Annotated in this window: 16 protein-coding genes and 1 other RNA gene; 6 read left to right on the plus strand and 11 right to left on the minus strand. The window is 69.7% G+C overall.

All coding sequences use genetic code 11. The features are described 5' to 3' along the window. Window positions 1–42: 42 nt before the first annotated feature. Both GGQ91_RS01410 and rcdA read left to right on the plus strand, forming a co-directional pair. On the plus strand, window positions 43–2,181 hold the full coding sequence (locus GGQ91_RS01410) for a TonB-dependent receptor family protein (protein WP_182591206.1): 2,139 nt from the start codon (window positions 43–45) through the stop codon (window positions 2,179–2,181). Between the two features lie 195 nt (window positions 2,182–2,376). Further along, window positions 2,377–2,907, plus strand: coding sequence for a protease adaptor protein RcdA (gene rcdA, locus GGQ91_RS01415; RefSeq protein ID WP_043353077.1), 531 nt, complete (start codon window positions 2,377–2,379; stop codon window positions 2,905–2,907). A gap of 12 nt (window positions 2,908–2,919) precedes the next feature. Here the strand turns inward: rcdA and GGQ91_RS01420 are convergent, their stop codons facing one another. Continuing rightward, complete coding sequence (locus tag GGQ91_RS01420; RefSeq protein ID WP_182591207.1) at window positions 2,920–4,281, minus strand: diguanylate cyclase domain-containing protein; 1,362 nt, start codon at window positions 4,279–4,281, stop codon at window positions 2,920–2,922. Window positions 4,282–4,579: 298 nt separating this feature from the next. Beyond that, window positions 4,580–4,828 carry a 50S ribosomal protein L31 gene (gene rpmE, locus GGQ91_RS01425; protein ID WP_012322259.1) on the minus strand — a complete coding sequence of 83 codons (249 nt, stop codon included), beginning with the start codon at window positions 4,826–4,828 and terminating at the stop codon, window positions 4,580–4,582. A 240-nt stretch (window positions 4,829–5,068) separates the two neighbouring features. Here rpmE and GGQ91_RS01430 point away from each other — a divergent pair, with 240 nt between their 5' ends. Continuing rightward, window positions 5,069–6,913 carry an ABC transporter transmembrane domain-containing protein gene (locus tag GGQ91_RS01430; protein WP_182591208.1) on the plus strand — a complete coding sequence of 615 codons (1,845 nt, stop codon included), beginning with the start codon at window positions 5,069–5,071 and terminating at the stop codon, window positions 6,911–6,913. Between the two features lie 40 nt (window positions 6,914–6,953). Here GGQ91_RS01430 and GGQ91_RS01435 read toward each other — a convergent pair whose 3' ends face one another. From GGQ91_RS01435 to GGQ91_RS01465, 7 genes are all read right to left on the minus strand, one after another. Next, a complete protein-coding gene (locus tag GGQ91_RS01435) occupies window positions 6,954–7,469 on the minus strand; it encodes a methyl-accepting chemotaxis protein (protein ID WP_246410530.1) in 516 nt (171 codons plus the stop codon). A gap of 280 nt (window positions 7,470–7,749) precedes the next feature. Continuing rightward, complete coding sequence (locus tag GGQ91_RS01440) at window positions 7,750–8,763, minus strand: peptidoglycan -binding protein (RefSeq protein ID WP_182591209.1); 1,014 nt, start codon at window positions 8,761–8,763, stop codon at window positions 7,750–7,752. Then, a complete protein-coding gene (locus GGQ91_RS01445; protein ID WP_043382654.1) occupies window positions 8,763–9,743 on the minus strand; it encodes a MotA/TolQ/ExbB proton channel family protein in 981 nt (326 codons plus the stop codon). Before GGQ91_RS01445 ends, GGQ91_RS01440 begins: the two co-directional genes overlap by 1 nt. Before the next feature lie 206 nt (window positions 9,744–9,949). After that, a complete protein-coding gene (locus GGQ91_RS01450) occupies window positions 9,950–10,768 on the minus strand; it encodes a TIGR00282 family metallophosphoesterase (RefSeq protein ID WP_043382652.1) in 819 nt (272 codons plus the stop codon). Between the two features lie 3 nt (window positions 10,769–10,771). Then, window positions 10,772–11,389: a 5-formyltetrahydrofolate cyclo-ligase gene (locus GGQ91_RS01455; RefSeq protein ID WP_053611112.1), complete on the minus strand. Its 618-nt coding sequence runs from the start codon at window positions 11,387–11,389 to the stop codon at window positions 10,772–10,774. Further along, window positions 11,379–11,535, minus strand: a non-coding RNA gene (gene ssrS / locus GGQ91_RS01460) — 6S RNA. Before ssrS ends, GGQ91_RS01455 begins: the two co-directional genes overlap by 11 nt. A 69-nt stretch (window positions 11,536–11,604) precedes the next feature. Continuing rightward, window positions 11,605–11,859, minus strand: a complete 255-nt coding sequence (locus GGQ91_RS01465) for a hypothetical protein (RefSeq protein WP_043760305.1) — start codon at window positions 11,857–11,859, stop codon at window positions 11,605–11,607. A 441-nt stretch (window positions 11,860–12,300) separates the two neighbouring features. Here GGQ91_RS01465 and GGQ91_RS01470 point away from each other — a divergent pair, with 441 nt between their 5' ends. Together GGQ91_RS01470 and GGQ91_RS01475 are read left to right on the plus strand one after the other, a co-directional pair. After that, window positions 12,301–14,406, plus strand: a complete 2,106-nt coding sequence (locus GGQ91_RS01470) for a Wzz/FepE/Etk N-terminal domain-containing protein (RefSeq protein WP_182591210.1) — start codon at window positions 12,301–12,303, stop codon at window positions 14,404–14,406. Next, the gene (locus GGQ91_RS01475; RefSeq protein WP_182591211.1) at window positions 14,403–15,707 is read left to right on the plus strand and encodes a VpsF family polysaccharide biosynthesis protein; all 1,305 of its coding nucleotides are present in this window, start codon (window positions 14,403–14,405) and stop codon (window positions 15,705–15,707) included. The genes GGQ91_RS01470 and GGQ91_RS01475 overlap by 4 nt, the downstream gene beginning before the upstream one ends. A gap of 34 nt (window positions 15,708–15,741) precedes the next feature. On the opposite strand, the gene GGQ91_RS01480 is transcribed toward GGQ91_RS01475, so the two are convergent. After that, a complete protein-coding gene (locus tag GGQ91_RS01480) occupies window positions 15,742–16,983 on the minus strand; it encodes a glycoside hydrolase family 5 protein (RefSeq protein WP_182591212.1) in 1,242 nt (413 codons plus the stop codon). Further along, window positions 16,977–18,158, minus strand: a complete 1,182-nt coding sequence (locus tag GGQ91_RS01485; RefSeq protein WP_182591213.1) for a DUF1972 domain-containing protein — start codon at window positions 18,156–18,158, stop codon at window positions 16,977–16,979. The genes GGQ91_RS01480 and GGQ91_RS01485 overlap by 7 nt, the downstream gene beginning before the upstream one ends. A gap of 106 nt (window positions 18,159–18,264) precedes the next feature. On the opposite strand from GGQ91_RS01485, the gene GGQ91_RS01490 reads away from it, so the two are divergent. Further along, a complete protein-coding gene (locus tag GGQ91_RS01490) occupies window positions 18,265–19,530 on the plus strand; it encodes a glycosyltransferase family 4 protein (RefSeq protein ID WP_078947351.1) in 1,266 nt (421 codons plus the stop codon). The last annotated feature ends 240 nt before the right edge of the window (window positions 19,531–19,770 follow it).

Genomic DNA, 19,770 nt, shown 5'->3' on the forward strand with positions numbered 1-19,770 from the left:
GATCGCCGCCCGCCCCCGATCATCAGACACGGATTCTGCCCCATGCCCCGCCTGTTCCGGGCCGGCCGACGCGCCGCGCTCCTGCTCTCCGCCTGCGCGACGCCGGCCGCAGCGCAACCTCAGTCATCGGCCGCCTCGGTCACCCTGTCCGAACTCAGCGTCGTCGGCGCCGCCGCGACGGACGCTCCGTCGGGCGAGACCCGCGGCTCGCTCTCGGTGCCGAGCGTCGACCGCCAGCGGGCCGCCCTCGCGGGAACCGTCGGGTCCGTGGCCTTCGTCGACGCCGCGACGCTCCAGGACCGCTATGCCAACACGCTCCGCGACGTGCTCAAGGACGTGCCGGGCGTCTACGTGCAGGAGCGCTACGGGCAGGAGCTGCGCCTGTCGGTCCGCGGCTCCGGCATCGCCCGCGCCTTTCACCTGCGCGGCATCGAGCTGCTGCAGGACGGGATCCCGCTCAACCTCGCGGACGGGAGCGGCGACTTCTATCAGGTCGATCCGCTCGCCCTGCGCTCGGTGGAGGTCTACAAGGGCGGCAACGCCCTCACCTTCGGGGCAACGACCCTGGGCGGCGCCGTCAACGTCGTGACGCCCACGGCCTACACGGCGCTGGCGCCCAACATCCTGCGGGTCGATGGCGGCAGCTTCGGCACGATCCGCGAGCAGGCCCAGATGTCCCGCATCGACGGGCCGCTCGACGTGCTGGTCAACGCGACGCTGACCAACTCCGACGGTTTCCGTGCCCACGAGGCGCAGGCCACGAAGAACTTCAACGTCAATATCGGGTACCGGATCGCCCCCGACATCGAGACCCGCTTCTTTCTCGGCACCTATCTCACCGACCAGAAGCTCCCGGGCACCCTGACCCTCGGCCAGAGCCTCACGACGCCGACGCTGGCCAATCCCGCCGCCATCTCGGGCAACCAGTCCCGCAAGGTCGAGACGGAGCGCATCGCGAACCGCACCTCGTTCCTCCTCGACGTGGGCAAGCTCGACGTCGACACCTGGGCGATCCACAAGAGCCTGTACCATCCGATCTTCCAGGCGATCGACCAGGATGGCTGGACCTACGGGATCAGCCCGCACTGGGCCGGGACCTTCGATCTCGGCGGCTTCCGCGACGACGTCGTCCTCGGGCTGCGCGCCTTCGCGGGCCAGAACTCCGCGCTGCAATTCGTCAATGTCCGCGGACAGCGGGGGGCGCAGACGCTGAATTCCCTCCAAAGCGCGTCGAGCGTCGAGGCCTATGGCGAGAACCGCTTCTGGTTCCTGCCGGACGTGGCGCTGATGACCGGCGCGAAGGCGTTCTCGTCGAACCGGACCTTCAGCGACAAGGGCGGCCTGCCGGGCAACCCGAGGCCGCGCTTCGCCGATGTGACCTACGAGGGGCTCAACCCGAAGGTCGGCCTGCTGTGGCAGCCGCGGCCCGACATCCAGGTCTTCGGCGACGTCGTCCGGTCCCGGGACGTGCCGGATTTCTCCGATCTCGTTCAGCAGAACCTCTTGAGCACCACGTTCGTACCCCTGCGGGCGCAGCGCGCCTGGACCTACGAGGCCGGCGCCCGCGGGCGCTTCGGCCCCCTCGCCTTCGACGTGACGCTCTATCGGTCGGACCTGCGCGACGAGCTGATCAACTTCGCGACCAATCCCGGCCTCAACATTCCGGCCGCCACCTTCAACACGCCCCGCTCCGTCCACCAGGGCGTCGAGGCGGCCGTCACCCTGGACCTCGTCCGCGATCTCGCCGGGACCGGCGACGGGGTCAGCCTGACCCAGATCTGGACCCACAACGACTTCCGATTCGTCGGCGACCCGGTCTTCGGCAACAACCGCATCGCCGGGATCCCGTCGGACGTGCTGCGGACGGTCCTGAGCTACCGGCACCCGAGCGGCTTCCACGTCGCGCCGTCGCTCGACTGGGTCCCACAGGGCGCCTTCGCGGATCACGCCAACACCCTGCGGGTGCCGGGCTACGCCCTGCTCGGCGTCGAGGCCGGCATCGATTTCGCCGACGGCGTCGCCCTGTTCGTGGATGCCCGCAATCTCACGAATGCCCGCTACGTCTCGGACATCGCCGTGGTCGCAAACGCCGCCGCGACGGCCGGCGGAGCGGGCGCGCTGGCGGCGTTCTATCCCGGCAGCGGCCGCAGCGTCTTCGGAGGGATCCGGGCCGCGTTCTGAGGCGTTCTCCGCCCCCGGACCCGAAACCCTTCTCCCAACCCTTCTCCAGGCACCGGACGGCGGGTTAAGGTTAAAAAAACATGAACCCTGCTGTTCGGGCCAATCGGCGCTAGGATTGCGGTGTCGTCCGAAAGCCAAGGACGGAGCGTCCCGGATCGGAACGAGCCGGGCCGTCGGACGGCACAGGAGAGGCAGATGAACGGCTTCGATGTCACGTTTCGGGACGATCAGGACTGGATCGATTTCGGCAGGTCCTACGTCAACTCGGACGCCTTCAAGGCGCTGTTCCGCGACGGGATGACCCTGGTCGAGGAGACCGCCGCCTATCTCGACGGCGAAGGCCGCGACGAGTCGCGTCTGGTCTCCCGCGACGCGACCCTCAGCTACGCGGCCGAGAGCATGCGCCTGACCACGCTGCTGATGCAGATCGCCTCGTGGCTCTTGGTGCAGCGCGCGGTCGCTGAAGGCGAGATGACCCCGGCGGAGGCCCTTCAGGAGAAGCACCGGGTCAAGCTCGGCACGGCGGAGCCGCCGAAGCAGCAGGATTTCAACCTGCTGCCGATGCGTCTCCAGCAGCTGATCGTGCGCGCCCGGCGCCTGCACAGCCGCATCCTGCACCTCGACGCGCTGATCGCCGAGGACCGGCCGACCCCGGTCCCCGTCGAGAGCCCGGTGGCCCAGCAGCAGGGCCTGCTGCGGATGGCGTTCCGGATGGCCGAGGGCTGATCGCCTGAGGCCTCAGCCCGCGAATCGGAAGGTGTTCCGGCCCTGCGCCTTCGCACGGTACAGGGCGCGGTCCGCGCTGTTGTAGAGGCTCAGCGGATCGTGGCCGTCGGCGGGCGCCAGGGCGATCCCGACGCTGAGGCTCACCGAGAGGGTATGCCCCTCGAGCTCGATCGGCTGCTCCACGGTGCCGATCAGGCGCTCGGCGAGGGCGGAAGCGCTCTCGGGCTGCTCGGCCTGGGTCTGGATGATCACGAACTCGTCGCCCCCGATCCGCGCCAGCATGTCTTCCGTGCGGATGACGGCCTGAAGTCGGGCTGCGACGATCCGGAGCAGCGCGTCGCCGACCGAGTGGCCGTGGGTGTCGTTCACGGCCTTGAAGCGGTCGATGTCCAGGCAGAACAGCGCGAAGGTGGCGCCGTGCCGGCGGACACGGGCAATCTCCGCATCCAGACGGTCGTGGAACAGCGTTCGATTGGCGAGCCCGGTCAGGGGATCGTGGCACGCCATGTGGGCGATCTTCGCCTCGGCCTCCTTACGGGCGGTGATGTCCAGGCTGAGACCGACGACCGCGGTGACGGCACCGGCCGCGTCGGTCTCCACCTGCCCGAGGCCGGTGATCCAGCGCACCCGGCCATCCGGCATGAGAACGCGGAAATCCGTGACGACTTTCGTTCGCCCGGCAATGGCCGCCCCGAGATCCCGCAAGGTCCGCTCGGCATCGTCGGGATGGATACGCGGTCGCCAGTCTCGCTCGACGTCGATCTCGATGGGCTGGTCGCCGAAGCCGTGGTGACGCGCCATCTGCTCCGAGAGCTGGGCGCGCCCCGTCCGGACACAGTAGCGCCAGGTTCCGGCATCGGCGGCCTGCAGGGCGAGATCGAGAAGCAGCGTCTTCTCGGCGAGCTGCTCGTTGGCCATGCGCAGGCTGGTCTCACGCTGGAGCTCGACCATGAGCTGCCGCGTGGATTGCGCCAACGCCGCGTTGGCGTCCGAGGCCCGCCGCATCCTCTCGATGAGGATCAGGTTGATGCCCACGACGATCCCGAACAGGATCAGGGCGATGGCGGCCGACGATGCGCCCGTGGCTGGAAGGTTCGACGGCAGCACGGCGTACCACACGGCCACGCCCGATAGGATCGTGCAGACGAGTGCCGGACCGAGACCGCAGAAATAGGCGGTCAGGATGACCGCGGGATAGAAGGTGATGAACGGAAGGCCGGGCGGAAGCGCCGCACGCGCAGCCAGCGCGCAGAGCACCGCGGCAATCGCGATGGCGTAGCCGTAACGTGCCGCCCGCGGCTCGCGGCGCTCGATCGAGAGAGTCCGGTCGACGTTTGCGCGGTCGACATGCTCTATCGACGGAGCCCCACTCATCGTTGCAACCGTTCCCTGACGCAGAAACCCCGCCCGCGACGGCAGCCGCGCTGCCTCTGGTCAGATCGCGCTCGATCTCCCTATGTTTTTCTCCGCAAAAAATCAATAATTCTTAAGTCTAAGTCCAAAAACAACTTGCGCGAGAAGTCTCCACTCCGAACTGAAGACCATCCGCCGGACAGGACCACGCGCCCCGCTGTGCGAGGACGTGCGCTGGGCAGCGCGCACGAAAACGGGCGGCCCCGAAACGAGACCGCCCGCCTGATTGCGCGATTCGCGTGAGCGAGGTGTTCGGGACTCAGCGCTTGCCGAGATTGCCGAAGCGCGAGTTGAAGCGCGACACCCGGCCGCCGCGGTCGAGCATCTTCTGCTCACCGCCGGTCCAGGCCGGATGGGTCAGCGGATCGATGTCGAGATTGAGGGTGTCGCCCTCCTTCCCGTAGGTCGAACGGGTCTGGTACTCGGTACCGTCCGTCATCACGACCTTGATGAAGTGGTAATCGGGGTGCTCGGTCCCCTTGGCCTTTGCGGCCGCGTCCTTCGCCATGACCTTGGTCCCTGTCTGGCACGCCGGCGGGAAGCGCAGGAGGCGCCGCCCGGCCCGGAATGCGGAAGATATCACCGGTTGCACCGAACCATGGGTTCGTGGCAACGGCACGTCCAAGCCGACCGTGGTGGCGGCCCGCGGCCATTGAACACACGCAATCGGATGAGCGGCGGCCTATACCGCAGCCGCTCCCCGGTCACAAGCGCCGCGGACCGGGACAAAGAAAACACGTGAGGCGTGATGGCCCGTAAGACCAAGGCGGCCGCGGATGGCCGACCCAAAGCCCCGCTGAGCGCCCTCCGGCCGCTCATCCCCTTCGCCCTGCGCTACCGCGTGCGGATCGCCGCGGGCCTGATCGCCCTCGTCTGCGCCTCCGCCTCGACGCTGGTCGTGCCGATCGCCATGCGTCGGGTCATCGACCACGGGTTCACCGCCGACGGTTCGGGGGTGATCGACGCCTATTTCCTGGCTCTGCTCGGCGTCGTCGCGGCCTTCGCGCTGTCGAGCGCGGCCCGCGTCTACACGGTGGTGTCCCTGGGCGAGCGGGTGGTCGCGGATCTCCGCAGCGCGGTCTTCGCCCGGCTGACCCTGCTCGACCCTGCCTTCTTCGACCGGTCGCAATCCGGCGAGATCGTCTCCCGGCTCACCGCGGACGCGACGCAGATCAAGTCGGCCTTCGGGGTCTCGGTCTCGATCCTGCTGCGCAACCTGTTCCTGTTCGTGGGCGCCACGGCCATGATGGTCGTGACGAGCCCGCGCCTGTCCGTGATGGTGCTGGCCGCAATCCCCATCATCGTCTTCCCGCTGATCGTCTCGGGCCGCGGCGTGCGGCGGCGATCCCGTGCGGCCCAGGACCGCCTCGCCGACGCCTCCGCGTACGCGGCCGAGGCCGTCGGGGCGGTGCGCACCATGCAGGCCTTCGGCCGCTCGGCCGCGACGGCGGCCCGGTTCGCCGCAGCCTCCGAGGAGGCCTACCTGGCCGCCCGCGCCTCGATCCGCGCCCGGGCCCTGCTCACGGGGGTCGCGATCTTCCTGATCTCGGCCTCGGTTGTCGGAGTGATGTGGTACGGCGCCCAGGGCGTCCTCAATCACACGATGACGGGCGGCGAACTCTCGCAATTCGTGCTCTACGCCGTATTCGGCGCGGGCGCCCTCGGCCAGCTCTCCGAGGTCTACGGCGACCTCGCCATGTCGGCCGGGGCGGCCGAGCGGCTCACCGAGATCCTCGCTGCCGAACCCGCAATTCGCGCGCCGTCGCCCGTCATGGCGCTTCCCGAGCCCGCGCGGGGCGCGGTGTCGTTCGAGGAAGTGCGCTTCGCCTATCCGACCCGACCGGAACATGCCGCCCTGGGCGGGTTGAGCTTCACGGCCGCACCCGGCGAGCGCATCGCCATCGTGGGCCCGTCCGGCGCCGGCAAATCGACGGTGTTTCAGCTGCTGCTGCGCTTCTACGATCCGCAGAGCGGCCGGATCCTGGTGGATGGCACGGACATCGCCCGGGTCGACCCGGAGCGCCTGCGTTCCCGCATCGCCCTGGTCCCGCAGGACCCGGTGGTGTTCTCCGGGACCGTCACCGAGAATATCCGTTACGGCCGACCGGAGGCCGGCGAGGCCGAGGTCCGGCGCGCGGCCGAACTCGCCAACGCGCACGGTTTCGTCACGGCACTCCCGCAGGGCTACGCCACCCAGGTCGGCGAGCGCGGCGTGACCCTCTCCGGCGGTCAGAGGCAGCGCATCGCCATCGCGCGGGCAATCCTCAAGGACGCGCCGATCCTCCTCCTCGACGAGGCGACATCGGCGCTGGATGCCGAGTCCGAGCGCGCGGTCCAGGCCGCCCTCGCCACGCTGATGCAGGGCCGCACCACTCTGGTGATCGCTCACCGACTCGCGACGATCCGCGCCGCGGACCGCATCCTGGTCCTCGACGACGGCCGAATCGTCGAGACCGGAACCCATGAAAGCCTTCTGGCGCAGGGTGCGCTCTACGCCCAGCTCGCGAACCTGCAATTCACCGATGCGCTGGACGAAACGGCACGGGGCAAGGAGCCCCGCAGCCGCGGCGAGCGCCTGCCGGTCGCGGACTAGCCGGAGCGGGTCTGGACATCGCCGCGACGGCCGGCGCCGCTCACTGGGCGGAGGCCTGCGCGACGCGGCGATGACGATGCCCAGCCCCGCCCTGCGCCCGCTCCGCCGCGGCCTGGATCAGGCCGACCTGCGCGACGATCGTATCCGTCGCCCGTGCCATCTGACCGGCCAGATCTTTGACGTCCGCGGCGGCGACCGCGAAGCCCTTCCCCTCCCCGCCGTCACGGACCGCCTCGATTGCGGCCCGGAGTGCCATGAGGCTCGTCTGACCGGCGATGCTTGCGAGGAGGCCGGTCGCCTGGTCGGCCACAGCCTCACCCGCGTCCGCCGCGCCGGCAACCCTCGCGCTCGCCTGCATTTGCATCAGCCCGTCCTCGAAGACCCGCACGGCCGCCGCGATCGCGCCGGCCTCGTCATGCGGCTCCTGGTCACCCAGACACTCCATCGTATCGCGGCCCACCGGAGGGCGTCGAGCGGCGTGCCCGTCCGTGGCCGGACCGGGCAGATCGCTGACGTCGCGCCGAGCGGCGTTCGGGAACAGGTTGAGCTTCGACATCGATGACACTCCCCGGATCGCCGGCACCCTGGAGCATCAAAGATAATGAGAGGTTAAATCGATGGGCTGTCAAGACGGTCGCGAATGAACCGCAAATACAGGAGGCAAAAAACGCCCCGATGATAACATGTAAAAATCATACAGATTGAATTGACCACAAATTTTGCGTCTTTATAGCCTTCTTCGACAGGGAAGACTGAACGATCCCGACGTCGCCGGGGGAGCCGGCTCAGATCCTGAGGCCGGATGCGCCTGAGGCCACCGGGTGGGCCGCGCAGCCCTACCGCTCGGTGAGCTTCATCTCGATCCGGCGATTGCGGGCGTAGGCTTCCTCGGTCGCCCCGGCCTCGAGAGGCTGGAATTCGCCGAAGGCACCCGCCAGGAGATGCTGCGGCGGGATCCCCTTGCCGGCGAGGTACTGGACCACCGCGATGGCGCGCGCCGCCGAGAGCGACCAGTTCGACGGGAATTGCGACGTGCTGATCGGGCGCGCATCGGTGTGCCCATCCACCCGCAGCACCCAGGGCAGATCCGCCGGGATCTGCTTGGCGAGATCCGAGATGGCCCCGGCGATGCGGTCGAGTTCCGGCCCGGCCTCAGGCTTGAGGGTCGCGGAGCCGCCCGGAAACAGCACCTCGGATTGCAGCACGAACCGGTCGCCGACCACGCGGATGTCGGGCCGGTTGCCGAGGATCTGGCGCAGGCGGCCGAAGAAGTCGGACCGGTAGCGGGCCAGTTCCTGAACTTTCTGTGCAAGGGCGACGTTCAGCCGGCTGCCGAGTTCGGCGATCCGCGCCTGGGATGCCCGGTCGCGGCTCTCGGAGGCCGAGAGGGCGTCCTCCAGGGCGGCGAGCTGCCGGCGCATGGCGCTGATCTGCTCGTTCAGCAGGTCGATCTGAGACAGCGCCCGCTTGGTCGCCCCGCGTTCGGCCTCCAGCTGCTTGTCGAGCGTACCCGCGGCGCCCTGGCTGACGGTCGCGGCCTCGGCCTGCACCTTGGCCCGGTCGCGCTCGGCCTCGACGCCGGCGAGGGTCGTGCGGAGGTTCCGCGCCTCCTCCTCCTGATTCCGGCGGTTCGTCCGCTCCAAGGCGAGCAGATCGGTGAGGTCGGAGATCTGGCGGTTGAGCTTGGCCAGCGTCTCGTCCCGGCCGGTCAGCTCCTGCGACAGGAAGAACTGCCCCACCACGAACACCGTGAGCAGGAAGACCACCGAGAGGAGCAGCGTCGCCAGCGCGTCGACGTAGCCGGGCCAGACATTGAGCGTGCGTCGGGTCCGGGTCGCCGTGGAGGCCACTAGACGCGCTCCCGGCCCAGCCGGTCGAGCACCTGCTTCAGCTCGCGCTCACGGCTGGCCTGCGCCTCCACCCAGTCGCGGATCATCTGCTGCTCGGCGCGCATGTGCTGGACGAGACCTTGGATGCCCTCGGCGAGATTGGTCATCGCCTGCGTCGCCGCGCGGCTCCCGCCGCCCTCGGCCACCAGAGCCGTCAGGCGGTCGACGGCGTCCTTCAATTCCTGCGTGCCCGCGGCAGGCCGCACCGCCGCGACGGTCGCCACGGCCTCGGGCGCGGTCGCGCCGGACATCAGCCAGTCCTGCAATTCGTTGTGGAACCGGGCATGGGCCTGCCCCGCCTGCAGTTCCAGGAAGCCGGTGATCAGAGACGAGGCCAAGCCGAACAGCGAGGCCGAGAAGGCCAGGCCGATGCCTGAGAGCGGCACCGCAAGACCGGATTTCAGTTCGTCGAACATCACGCCGGCATCGCCGCCACCGCGCATACCCTTGATGACGCCGCCCACCGCCGACAGCGTATCGATGAGGCCCCAGAAGGTCCCGAGCAGGCCGAGTAGGATCAGGATGCCGGCGATGTAGCGCAGGATGTCGCGGCCCTCGTCGAGGCGCACCGCGATCGTGTCCAGATAGCCGGTGGTGCCCGGCAGGGTGGCGCCTCCAGCCCGCGCGGCGATCATCGGCGCCATCGGCGCCAGCAGGGCCGGCGGCCGTTTCACCGGCCCGCCGTTGGCGACGGCGTTGACGTAGGCGGTCTCGCGGAAGAGCCGCACAACCTGACCGAAGGCGATCAGGACCGCGATCAGCAACACCCCGAGGATGAGACCGTTGAGTCCGGGATTGGCCAGGAAGGCCGGGGTGATCTGCCTGAACAGGATGAAGGCCAGGAAGCCCACCAGGATCAAGAAGATGACCATGCGCCCGAGATAGATCCCGGGTTGTGCCAGCGGCCCCTTGTTAACGTCGCCGGTTTCTCGGGCGGCCATCCGTCGCTCTAACCTGATCTCATTACGCGGCAGCCGGATGCCGGCGCCGATCGTGGGCACTGTGGGGGTAGGCCCGCACGCGATCAAGTCTCGCGAAGGTCAGCGGGAAGCTATGCCCACCCCCTTCGGGACCGGCGACGCACAAAAGGCTTAAGACCGCCGCCTCGTCCTAAGCCGAACCGGCATCCGCAGAACCGGACGGGACGCTAATCCCAGAATTGCGGCCAGCTTTCCTCCAGATTCGGCCCGAGGCGGAGGGCTGCGACCCGCGTGGCGAGGCCGCGCGCATCCGTCTCCACCGCGATGCCGCTCAGGGTGCCCTCACCGACCGCGACCTCCCATCGGGAGCCCGGCGTCTTCTGGATCATGCGCCGGATCGGCTCGTCCTTCTGCATGCCGATCACCGAATCGTAATCGCCGCACATGCCGGCATCCGACATGTAGGCCGTGCCACCCGGCAGGATCCGGTGGTCCGCGGTGGGCGTGTGCGTGTGCGTCCCGACGACGAGGCTCGCCCGCCCGTCGAGGTAATGACCGAAGGCCTGCTTCTCGCTCGTCGCCTCGGCATGGACGTCGACGATCACGGCGTCGGCCGCCGCGCCGAGGGGGCAGGCGGTGAGTTCCCGCTCCACGGCCGTGAACGGATCGTCCATCGGGTCGAGGAAGACGCGGCCCATCACATTGACGACGAGGACGCGGGCGCCTCCCTGCGTCTCCACGACGGTCGCGCCGCGGCCCGGCGTACCCGGGGGATAGTTCGCCGGCCGCACCAGGCGTGGCTGGCGGGCGATGAAGACCATCGCCTCGCGCTGGTCGAAACTGTGATTGCCCAGCGTCACCGCATCGGCACCGGCCTGGATCAGTTCGTCGCAGATGGCCTCGGAGATGCCGAAGCCGCCGGCCGCGTTCTCGCCGTTCACCACCACGCAGTCGAGGCGCCACCGCTCACGCAGGCGCGGCAGGCGCTCGCACACGACGGTGCGGCCCGAGCGCCCGACGACGTCGCCGAGAAAGAGCAGGCGCATGGGTCAGGCGGTCCTGTCGCAGCGGATCACGCCGGACTCGGTGATCACGAACTGGAGGGGTCGGTCGTGCGGCTCGGCCGGCACCCGCTCCACCTCCTGGGCGGCGAAGCCGATGCCGACGGTCAGGACCGGACAGGTCCGGGAGAGGCGCGCGATCGCGCCGTCATAGTAGCCGCGGCCGTATCCGATACGCTGACCGGTCCGGTCGAAGGCGGCGAGCGGGACGATCAGCGCGTCGGGCTCCACCGGCGGAAGCGAAGGATCGGGCTCGCTGAGACCGAATCGGCCGGCGATCAGGTCGTCGCCGACGCGCCATTCGCGGAACACCAGGCCGTCCGGCGTGACGTGCGGCAGGGCCACGGCCTGGGCGCGGGCGCGCAGGCCCTCGACGGCGGGGCGGGGATCGACTTCGCTGCGGATCGGCCAGAAGGCCCCCACCAGACGGGCCTGGGCAAGCTCGGGCAGCGCGAGCAGCGCGCGTCCGATCGCCGCCGAGGCGGCCTGCCGAGCCGCGGGATCGAGGGCGTCGCGGGCTGCGAGCGCCGCGCGGCGGAGTTCCGCCTTTCGGGCGACGTCCGGAGCTTCGGCGCTGGCCTGGGGAGGGGTCGGGTGCGGAGCCACGTGAGCCGTTGGAGGATCGATCCCGGGAAACCTACAGCGTAGGTGGGCGCCGTGTTGGCCAAGTCCAGGGACGAGGCCAGGGACAGCTCCCGAGGGAGTCGATAAGGCCCCGGGGATAGTGCTCCTGACGAACTCTGCAGCCCCGCTGTCATCATGTAGCGGTCCTGACCCGATCCCGCCAGGGCCGTGCGTACCAAAAACCGCAGCTCGTCGCTTCAGGCCGGCGCCGCTCCGCCGTCTTTCGCGCCGGCCGCTCGGGCCCGGGCCACCGCGAGAATCTCGATGCGGCCCTCCTCGTCGGCGACCGACTGCCACAGGCGGATCAGCTCGATGAGATCGGCCAGCGGGCGCGATGCCGGAGTCCCGAAGAAGGCCGCGACCGGCACCCCGGTCACGTCCGCGATCCGACGCAGATGGGCACTGACATCGCGCCGCCCACCGGCCCGGTCCTCGAAGCTGGCTGTCTGCATAAGAGCGCACCCAAAATTGGATCGCAGGCCGCGAAGTCAGACAATGCTACGTCGACACGTGATCAATACAATTTATCCGATGGGATAATAGAGTATGCCGCAGCGGTTATCCACGCCGATGGCGCTCCATATCGGTAAAAGCCGCAGCACGAAGGCGCCATCTTTGCGTGGCTGGCGAGCCGGCTAGGTCGGCCTGCCGACAGACCCCCGCGATGCGGCGACGTGTGCGAGCCGCGCGCCACCGACATGCTGTAGCAACAATCGGAACGACGCAGTCATCCGGGACCGCGCCGCGTGCCGATTGTTTACCATGCCCCCAGTCATCCGCGCGATTGAGGCGCTGATCGGGGGCCCGATACATTGTCCGCAGACTGCGCGACTCTTGCAGTAGAGAAGGCGCCCGCGAGGGACCGACCAGGATTGAGACGACGGTGACCGATCGTGGCACAGATCGACCATAACATCGCTGTCGCGACGTGGCTCGCCCCCGTGCAGCCGGCTCATCCCGAGCGTCCGGGCCCGAACCGTCCGGACACGACGGCCGAGCTGGGCGACCTGTGGCGGATCCTGTGGCGGCGCAAGTGGCTGGTCTTCGGAACGGCGCTGCTGCTCGGACTCACCGTGCTGGCCTATGCCCTGATCACGCCGTCGCTCTACACGGCCACGGGACAGATCCTGATCGATCCCCGGGACCGTCAGGTCGTCACCAACGACGTCAATCCCGCCGCATTGTCGCCGGATGGTGGCATCGCGCAGGTCGAGAGCCAGGTGAAGGTGATCGAGTCGGACGCCGTCCTGGGGCGGGCGGTCGATCAGGCCGGCCTCGAGCGGGTGCCGGGCTTCGGCGTTCCGCAGGAGAGCGGCGTCGCCCGTGCGTTGGCGTCCCTTCGCGAGATGCTGACCGGGCCGAGACCGGAACGCCGCGCCGATGCGCGCGGCCGCGCCCTCGACCAGCTGCGACGCCGGCTCGCGGTCAAGCGCGCCGACAAGGTGTTCGTGATCGATCTGGTCGTCACCACGACCGATCCCGATCTCTCGGCGCGGATCGTCAATGCCATCGCGGGCGCCTACCTGACGGACCAGACCGAGGCCCGCTCGGACGCCGCCAAGCGCGCCGCGGGCGATCTGCGCGGGCGCCTCGACGAGCTGCGGAACGCCGTGAACACCGCCGACAAGAAACTGGAGGATTACAAGGCGCGCAACGGCCTCATCGCCTCCAGCGGCCGGCTGGTGAACGAGCAGCAACTCACCGACCTGAATGCGCGGCTTGTCGCGGCACGGGCTCGGACCGCCGAGGCCAAGGCGCGCCTTCAGGGGATCCGCGACGCGCGCGGGCAGGCGATCGGGTCCGGAGCGATGCCGGAAGCCGTCCAGTCCTCAGTGATCGACCGGCTCCGCGGCCAGTACGCGGAACTCGCGGCCAAGGAGGCGGACCTCCGCACCAATCTCGGCGAGCGCCACCCGTTCATCGCCGCCGTGCGCACGCAGATGCAGGACGTCCGCCGGCTGATCGACGCCGAGCTGAACCGGATCGCGGGCGCCGCCGAGACCGAGTCCCAGCGGGCCCAGGCCAACGAACGGACCCTCGCGGCGGAGCTGGAGCGCCTGCAGCGGCAATCGGCGGTCAACGCCCAGTCGTCGGTGCAGCAGCGCGAGCTGGAGCGGGAGGTCGACGCGGCGCGCTCGGTCTACAACGCCTTCCTGGTCCGCGCCCGGGAGATCAAGGAGCAGACCAGCATCGACAGCTCGAACGCGCGGATCATCACCGCGGCGCGGCCGCCGCAGGATCCGAGCTGGCCACCGCGCCTGATCCTGGTCGCCGCCGCCCTCGCCGGCGGCCTTGGCCTCGGCGCTGGTCTCGCGCTGACGCGGGAATACCTCGCGCCGACCGTGCTCTCGTCCCGGCAGTTGGAGCGCCTGTCGAACGCCCCGGTCGTCGCGGTGCTGCCCGGCCTGCGGCCGGGCGGCGCGAGCGCGAGCGCGGCGAGCATGACGCTCGATCACCTCGCCGCGACCTCAAGCAGCCGCGGCCGCTCCCTGGCGCTGCTCGTGACTTCGGGCGAATCCGACGATGCGGAGCGCCGGGCCGTGATCGCGCTGCTCGCCGCCGTGGCGGTCGGGCGCGGCGACCGGGTTTTGCGGATCGATGCCGATCTGCGATCCGACGGCTCCGGCACCGGCGGCCTGCTCGACGTGCTGCGCGGCGAGCAGAGCCTCAACGCCGTGACGCAGACCGACCCGGCCTCCGGTGCCCGCCGGATCGGACTCGGCGATACGGTGAAGCCCCTGCGCGACGCCCTGACACCCGCCAACATCGAGCGCTTCATTGCAGGCGTGAAAGGACGCTTCGACCTCGTGATCGTGGATGGCGGCGTGCTGACCGAGAATCTGCGGCTCGGCCCTCTGGCCGCCGCCGCGGACCGGCTGCTGCTGGTCGCCTGCAACGGTGCGACGCGCCAGCGCGATCTGATCGACCTCGTCGACACGTCGGAGGCCCTCGGCCGACCGGTCTCCGGCTCCCTGCTCCTCACCCGGCGCACCGCGTGAGGACCCTCCGGCAGACCGCCGTCGCGCGCCGCCGCGCCGCGGTGGCGCGCCCGGGTCCGGTTCTGCGGGTCCTTCTGCGGGTGGAAGCGGCGGCGCTGTCGCTCTGGGCCCTCCTCCTCGTCGGGGTCTCCGGCGGCCTTCTGTGGGTGCTGGGGCTCAACTACGAGGGGATCACCGGCTCGGCCGCCTCCAAGATCCACCCGGCCACCTATCTGGCGGTAATCCTGATCGGCTGGACGCTGGTGCGGGCGGGCAATCCCGTGATCCCGGTGGCAGGCGCGCTGAACCGACGCCCGGCCAGCGTGCTCCTGGCCGCCTGCGGCGTGGCGCTCCTCGCGCTGATCGCGGCCCGGGGCGGCGCGGGCCTCGCCGGCTCGATCGATACCTTCGTGCTCGCCGGCCTCATCCCGATCCTGCTGATGGACCGCGACGCCGCCACGCTCGGCCGGCTCGAGACCGTCTTCCACGCGGTCATGCTCGCCAACGCCCTGCTCGGCCTGTTCGAACTGGCGAGCGGCCAGCGGTTCTTCCCCTATCGGTTCGACGGCGTCGCGTTCGAATCCGACACCCGCTCGGCGGCGTTGCAGGGGCATCCGCTGGCCAACGCGACCTTGACGGCCTGCTACATCCTGGCGCTCGCCAAGGGTGGTGGCCGGCTGGTGCCGATGGCCCGCGCCGCGATGATCGGCCTCCAGCTGGTCGCCCTCGTCACGTTCGGCGGTCGCTCGGCCACCGTCACGACACTGGTTCTCGGGAGCGGCGTGGGCCTCGTGGCCCTGAACCGCACCCTGCGCACCGGCCGCATTCCGCTGGCGGCGGCCGCCGGTGCCTGCTTCGCCCTCACCCTGCTGCCGGTTCTGGTCGCTATCCTGGCCGCTGCCGGCTTCTTCGACACCCTCCTGGACCGGTTCGTCTCGGACGGCGGCAGCGCCAAGGCCCGGGTCGACATGCTCTCGGTCTTCGACGCGATCCCGTTCCGGCAGCTCCTGCTCGGCCCCGACTTCCTGCAGGTGAACACCCTGCGCCGGATCTACGGGCTGGAATGGGGTATCGAGAATTCGATCATCTCGGCCGTGCTCTATCACGGCATCCTGGTGACGGCGGTGCTGGTGATCGCGGTGGGGCTCTACCTTGCGGAGGTCGCGCGGGACTGTCGGCGCGGGGTCTGGCTGCCGATCCTGGCCTTCGTGATCCTGGTGAACACCTTCGAGGGCTTGGCCGGCAAGACCACCCTGCTCGCCAAGTTCGCCCTGATGCTCATCGTGCTGTTCCCGCCCCTCCCCGCCCGGGGGCGCGTCTGATTGGGAGCGAAGAGCGGCCCAATCGGCGGCCGTTTCAGGACCGGCTCCGGAGCCCGAGCGCTGCGACGAGGGCGGGATCGGCGACGTGCGCGTCGTCCATGAAGCCGAGGCCGTCGAAGAGATTCCAGAACGACCAGGCGAACCCATTCGTCTCGGCCGCCATCCGGACGTCGCGGATATAGGCGGCCCGGTCCGGAGCCCGGGACGCCGTGAACCGGGCATCGGTGCGCAGGGCCCCGAACTCGCCCATCAGAACGTGTCCCGGGGCGATGCCGTAGAGGTCCGCCCAGGTCGAAACCGGCGCCATCGCGTCGGCGATGTAGGCGGGGCCGGGCGCGGCCTCGAAATAGTCGCGCAGCTTCGCTTCAATCACCGCCCGATCGCGCGCCTTCTCGGCCTGCGTCACCGTGCGGTCCGCGTCCATGCGCGCCTCGATCGCCGCCAGCGTCTCCCGCAGCGTGCCGCGCGTCCCGGGCCAGGGAACCGCCGTGAGCCAGCGATAGAACGGCTCCTCTGTAAGCCACGTCGCCCCCTGATGGGAGAACAGGTACGGCTCGTAGAAGTGGAACGTGAAGAGCAGCGGCGAAAACCGCGCGAGGGTGCCCGGATCGAGCGCGGTCAGGCCGGCGACGAGACTGCCGCAGGATCCCGTCGCCACCAGGGTCAGCGCCGGTGCCGCCGCCCGGGCCGCCTCGAGGAGCCTGTTCTGGACCCGATTCCAGGCGAGCGCGCCGCAGGCCTGCGGCGGCTCGTTCACCGGTTCCAGGGCCACTTGGCCGGCATCCTTCCGGGCACACAGGCGCGCGAGGGCGCCGACGAGGTCGCGATAGGCGGAGAACAGCGGCGCCCGGTCCGAACCGTAGAACGCGTCGGGCGTGTAATGGTGAGTCGCGGCATTGGCCTGGACATTGACCACGACGCGCAGCCCGGCCGCCAGGATCGCATCGATGGCGGCGGAGAGCGCATCGAACAGTTCGGTGCGCCGCGTGCCCGTGAAGGCCACGAAGGGTCCGGGATCGAGGGGCAGTCGCACGAAGTCGAAGCCGAGATCGGCGAGCTGCCCCAGGTCGCGGGGCGTGGGTATCGGCCGGCCGGCCTGGAAGGGCGGCCAGGCATAGTCGGTCCGCGGAGGCGGATATTCGGTGGTCAGCGAGAACCACGGCCACAGGGCGATGCCCCGACGCAACGCGATGGGCGCAGGCGTCGCTCGGACGGGTCGCGCCCCCGCCGCTGCGAGGGCACCGACGAGCAGGGAGCGCCGGCTTGGGCCTACCATTCCGGACCGGCTGCGGCGCCGACGAGAACGGCGCCGGGTTCGGTGGCCGAGACGTCTGGCGCCGGCGGGTAGCCGCCGACCCGGCGCAGCGTGTCCTCATAGGAGGCCAGCACGTCGTCCCAGCGGAAGCGCTCGGCGCGCCGCCGTGCGGCCTTGCGGGCCGCCGCGACCGCGGCCTCGTCGGCGAGGACATGCGCGATCGCTGCGGCGCAGCTGTCCCGATCCGAGAAGTAGAACTGATCGTCGCCGGCCGTGCCCCGGTTGAACGGATTGTCGTGGGCGATCACGGCGTTGCCTGCCCACAGCGCCTCGACCAGCGACGGGTTGGTGCCGCCCACGGTGTGACCGTGGAGATAGGCCCGCGCATGAACCCGAAGGGCCTGAACCTGCTCGGGCTCATAGATGGCGCCGGGGAACAGCACCTCGGGCGAGGCGGCATCCTCCACGGCGCGGTGGTACGGGTTGCCGACATTCAGCGTGCCGAGGACGACCAGCCGCATGCCCCGGGCGCGGCGTGAGAACGCCTCGACGAGCGTCAGGATGTTGTTGTCCGGCTCGATGCGAGCGATCGAAATGAGGTAGCGATCGGGCTCGAGCCCGAGGGGCGGCGGTCCGGTTTCGGCCGGAGGGTCGCCGCCATACGGAATGGTCGTGATGGCCGCGCGCGGTCGGCGTCGGGCGAGATGGTCGGCGATCCCGGGATGGTCGGCCACCAACCGCTGCGAGGACCACGCGGCGATCCACTCGCTGACATAGAAGAAGGCGCGGACGGGCAGCGACCATTTCGGACGGCGCCACTCGATGCCGTCCATGTTCGTCACGATCCGTCCGCCGCGCGCCCGCAGGTAGGGCAGGAACACTGCACCGTTGTACCCGAGCACCAGGCACACGCCGCCGCGTGTCGCCGCATGGTGCGTGCAGATGGCGTCGAAGGCGAGAGTCGCGGCAGGGCCGCTCAGGCCGGTCTCCACGGTGATCAGTTCGACGCCGTTCCAGAGGCGAGTCGAAATGCGCTCCCGCACCGTCTCGACGTCGCGCTGACAGTACACCCCGACCTGCCATCCGCGACCGGCCAAGAACAGCGCCAGACGTTCGGCAAAAGTCTCGAAGCCGCCATGCGCAGCCGGAATTCCGCGCGTGCCAAGAATAAGTAGTTTCGGTGCGCGGTCAGCCATGGACCTTCCTTCCCAATTAAGGGCCCCTATTGTAAAGCCCGAGGATACAGTCACGGCGCCCTGCGATTACAACCGCTAGTTGCTGTAAAAATTCAGAAATAGACTTATGGTTGATAGCCCAGGATTCAAGTCGGGTCGCGTCAGCGACGACGATCGCGCCTTCGCAGCCGCCATGCGCGCGGAGGGCGACGCCACGTCGCGTCTGCGGATCACCTGCGTCCATCAGGGCTTCGAGTTGTACGGCTCGGATCGCTGCTTCATCGAGACCGTCCGGACCATCCGGGCCGCCCATCCCACCGCGCGGATCGACGTGGTGCTCCCGCGGCGCGGGCCGATCGTCGCCGGGCTGGAGCCGTTCGCCAACGACATCGTCATCGCACCGCTCTGGATCCTGCGGCGCAAGAATCTGGCGCGCCTCGCAACTCTGGGTCTGTTGACGCTGCCCATCGCCATAATCCGTGCGTTGCGTCGCATCCGCGCGAGCGACCTCGTCTACATCAACACCACCGTGGTGGCCGACTATCTGCTGGCCGCCCGGCTCGCGCCCGGCCGGAGCATCGTGCATGTCCACGAGATCCCCGAAGGCGTTGTGCTGAAGGTCCTGCGTGGTCTGATCCGCTGGAGCGGCGCCAACGTGGTGTTCAACTCGCGGGCCACCGAGCGAACCTACGCCCTGCCCCACGGGACCACAGCCCGCGTCGTCTATAACGGCATCGCCGGTCCGGCGGAGCCGAACCGGCCTGCGTATGACGGGTCTCGGCCGCTTCGGGTGCTGATGCTCGGCCGGATCAGCCGGATCAAGGGACAGGACGTCCTCGTGGAGGCCCTCGCCTCGCTGCCCGAACCCGTGCGCCAGCGGATCCAGGTGCGCATCGTCGGCAGCGCCTTCGAGGATGACGCCCGCGAGCAGGCCCTGGTGAAGCGGATCGCCGAGGCGGGTCTCGCCGATCAGGTCACCCTCGCGCCGTTCGTCGCCGATCCCGCGGCGCTCTACCGCTGGGCCGACGTGGTCACGATGCCGTCGCAGCGACCGGAATCCCTCGGCCGCGTGGCGATCGAGGCGATGTCCTACGGCGTTCCGCCGCTCGTCACCGCCATCGGCGGCCTTCCGGAGGTGGTGGAGGCCGGGAAGACCGGTTGGATCGTTCCGTCGGGCGGCCCGGAGCCGATCGCCGCCGTGCTGGCGGATCTGGTCGCTGACCCGGCGCGCTGGCGCGATTTCGGCCGTGCGGCGCGGGCACGCTACGAGAGCCTGTTCTCCGAAGCCTCGGCGGCCGAGGGTATCGAGGCGATCGTCCGGACGACGCTGCGCCGCCCGCGGGCGACGGATGCCGCGCGCGCCGCGGACGTTCCGGCCCGCCCGGCAGCTTAGAGCCGGCGTCCTCGCATTCGCCTCGGTTCCAATCCGGCGACGGAGCCGGTCGTGGGACCGGGCTCGCCCTCAGCGATCGGGGCCGAGCGCCGCAGCCGCGCGGGGCGGGGCGGACCATACGGCAACTGACGGTCGTCCACCGCTTCGCGGATTCGCCCCGAGGCCTCGAAGGCCCGCTGGACACGACGGGGATTCGGCGCGCAGTGCGGCAGTCACCCTGTGGACGATCGGCGGCGCAAG

The sequence above is a fragment of the Methylobacterium fujisawaense genome (genome assembly GCF_014138435.1).
Taxonomy (GTDB): Bacteria; Pseudomonadota; Alphaproteobacteria; order Rhizobiales; family Beijerinckiaceae; genus Methylobacterium; species Methylobacterium fujisawaense.